Raw genomic sequence first — 3,283 nt, 5'->3', positions numbered from 1 at the left:
TATATGCAATTTGCATTTTCGGAATCGGCGTGTTTACACCCGAACTATTTGGTTCAAAAAAAGCTTAATTCATTGGCATTGGACTTTAGTCCCGAATATTGCGAGGCTGAAGGCATCGGTTCCTAGTTTTGAAATAAGTCTATTAGAAGTATAGCTAAAATATCACCTCTTAAACGGCTTAATCAAAACAAACAGTTTCGGCAAAAGCAAAATATCAGCAATCAAAGCTGTCAACATAACTAACATAGTCAACAGACCAAAATAGATAGTCGGTACAAGATTTGAGAGAACCAAGATAGAGAACCCAATCATAATGGTCACAGAGGTATAATACATCGCATAACCAATTGAGTTATCACTTTTGTTAACTGCTCCCATATAGTCATGCTCTTTGTTGTACTCCTCTATAAATCGGTGAATATAGTGAATCGTATTGTCAACTCCTATCCCTATGGCAATGGCGGCGATGGTGATGGTCATAATGTCCAGAGGGATTTGGAACCAACCCATAAAACCAAAAATAATGCCTATGGGAACCACATTGACCGTAAGAGCTATGAGTGCAATTTTGAGTGACCTAAAGAGAATCAAAAACATTATGGTGATGATAAGGAGGACAAATCCCAGTGTCTTTATCTGTGAGTCGAAAAGTGACTGCAACATATTGTTGTAGAGTACCATAAGACCCGTGAGTCTAAATTCTGCTTCGTTAGGATTAATGATCTTTGCCAAATCATGCTCTATCTTCCCTAGAAGTTGCTCTCTTCTTAGATTGTCATTGGAGTCGATAATACGCGTGGCAAATCGTACTTGACTATTTTCAATACTGATATAAGGGGAGAGGATAAAATCTTTATATTTTTTAGGTAAGTTGTTATAGAGCAGTGCCAGTGTAAAACCATCCAGCTCTTTATTATGGTTGAGCCTCTTCCCAATTTTCAGTATGGTTGCTAGTGATTGTGTATTGCCTATCTCCTCTAACCCATCCAGATAGTTGTGAATTTGCATGACCCTGTCCATCTTTTCTTTGGTAAACCAGTACTGCTCCTCATCTTCACTTGCCGAAAATTCATCTTCAAACTCATCAGAATCATCTTCTGTGCTATCTACTTTTTGCTCCTCTTTAAAGGTAACCACAATATCCAAAGGAGTGGTTCCTCCTAGCTCTTTATCAATAACTCTCATCCCCTTATATATCTCTGTATTTTGTTTAAAGTAGTTGATAAAGCTGTTCTCTACGATGAGCATAGAGGCTCCAGAAATACTAAATAGGATAACTATAAAAGTAACGATGAAGATAGATTTTCTATCATATTTGACAATATCAGCACTGGTTTGGGTCAGAGAAAAACTATTTTTGGCTCTCTTCTTTTTGGGTTTGAGTTTCGCAAACTGTATCAATACCGTGGGGAAGACAATATAGGCAATCAAAAACGAGAAGATAATCCCTGCACTCATCATCCATCCTAGATTGATAACTGGTTTGATGTTGGAGACAATCAGTGATGAGAACCCTGCTATGGTGGTGATAATCGCAAAAAAGGTCGGTGTCGCTTTGGTCAGAATCGTATATAGTATCAGACGGTGGTTTGAGGCTTTTGGATATTTGCTTAGAAGTTCATTGTATCTTACGATGAGGTGCAGAACTATAGAGATGGTAATAATAAGTTGCAGGGCAATAAAATTAGAAGAGATAACCGTAATCTCCCAACCAAAAAAGCCCAAACTACTGGTAATCGCAATCACGGAGAGGGTACAGATAAGGATAGGCAGTGTCACCCAACGAACTGTTCTAAAAACAATCCATAAGATAACAATGAGGATAAGGATAAGTGTTGAACCATAGATAAGCAAATCACTCTCAACAAAACCTATAATATCATTGGAAATCATATTGACCCCACCCAAAAAGAGAGAAGCAGAGCCTTGATATTTTTGCATAATGGCTCGAATATCCTCTATATTTTGATGTTCAATGATTCGCCGTTCATCTCTATGGGCTTTAAACTCTTTTGACTTTGAATCTTTTTGAGCCAAGAGTTCATGGTACTTTTTATCCTCTTTTAAATTGATAATAATGCTACTGGTTTTGAAATCTTTGCTGACCAGATTGGCTCTATAGAGTGGACTGGTTAAAAATTCCTCTTTGACTAAAGCTCTGTCAGGATTGCTGTTTTGTAGTGTCTTGACATCATCTACCAGCTCTTTTATCTCTTTGGGTGGAGAGAGGAGTAGAGGAACCGTGAGTATAGAGTCTATCGACGCTACCAGTGGCAGTTTTTTCAAATCACTGCTAAGATTTTTAATGGTCTCCAGACTCTCATCAGATAACAGTTCACTATTTGGACTGTAAGTAATAACTAAAAAGTTAGAAGTTTTAAATCGCTCATTGACCTCTCTACTAAAAGCCAAATCTTTATCATTTTCAAGCAGAAGCGTTTCGGCCGAGGCATCTATCTCTAGTTTTGTAGCGTACTGTCCAAAAGATAAAATGGCAATAATAAGTAGTGCTAAGACTGCTCTAGGATATTTTAGTATTACATTTTGGTAAAGTTTTTTTAGCATCATATCCCTTTGTATATTTTATAACGAATCAATCAACTCATCAATACTCTTTGTCCTCAAAAACTCCGAAAACTGTTTACGATAAGTCTGAATAATACTCACTCCTGCAATATCAATATCATAGATAAACCAATCCTCACTATCTTTGACTTTATAGAACTTATAAATAACCTCATAAGTATCATCTTTTCCTATAATATCACTATATACCTTGATTCTATTGCTTTTAACCTTCTCTAACTCTTTAACTAAAACTTTCTGGTCAGTATAGAGTTCAAGTTTTTCAAAATATGAAGCTTTTAATTTATGCTCATACTTATCAATAAAGGTCTCTTTTTGTTTATCTGTTAAAGTTTTCCATTTTTTTCCCAAAGAGATTTTGGACATTATTTTATAATCAAATACAGGGTCAATAACCATATATACACGGTCTTGCTGTACTTCTCTCTCTAACTCTTTATCTTGCAGAAGCGTTGTAATCTTCTGAATCTTTAGGTTCATTACCGTTTTTATCTTGCCCTCATCAATAGCAAAAGCAAGTGTAATTGCAACAATTGGGTAGAGTACCAATAACTTTTTTAACATTCTAAATCCTTTTTTCTTTTTGTAGAACGATTACTAGACTTCTTTCAAAACTAGGAACCGATGGCTTTAGCCTAATGCCAATGAATTAGCGAGGCTGAAGCCATCGTTTCCTTATATGCAATCTGCATTTTCG

2 protein-coding genes are annotated in these 3,283 nt (G+C 36.2%); both read right to left on the bottom strand.

All coding sequences use genetic code 11. The features are described 5' to 3' along the window. Positions 1-162: 162 nt before the first annotated feature. Entirely contained in the window at positions 163-2,565 is a 2,403-nt protein-coding gene (locus tag GSY74_RS07020; protein ID WP_164664394.1) for an RND family transporter, read from the bottom strand. A gap of 18 nt (positions 2,566-2,583) precedes the next feature. Further along, entirely contained in the window at positions 2,584-3,150 is a 567-nt protein-coding gene (locus GSY74_RS07015; protein WP_164664393.1) for an ABC transporter substrate-binding protein, read from the bottom strand. Between the last annotated feature and the right edge of the window lie 133 nt (positions 3,151-3,283).

The sequence above is a fragment of the Sulfurovum sp. bin170 genome (genome assembly GCF_010892395.1).
Lineage (GTDB): Bacteria > Campylobacterota > Campylobacteria > Campylobacterales > Sulfurovaceae > UBA1140.
This window is presented reverse-complemented; position numbering and strand designations above follow the sequence as displayed.

Bases quoted from the DNA above. Each gene is read 5' to 3' on its own strand.
- GSY74_RS07015 (WP_164664393.1), bottom strand. From the start codon at position 3,150: ATGTTAAAAAAGTTATTGGTACTCTACCCAATTGTTGCAATTACACTT.
- GSY74_RS07020 (WP_164664394.1), bottom strand. From the start codon at position 2,565: ATGCTAAAAAAACTTTACCAAAATGTAATACTAAAATATCCTAGAGCA.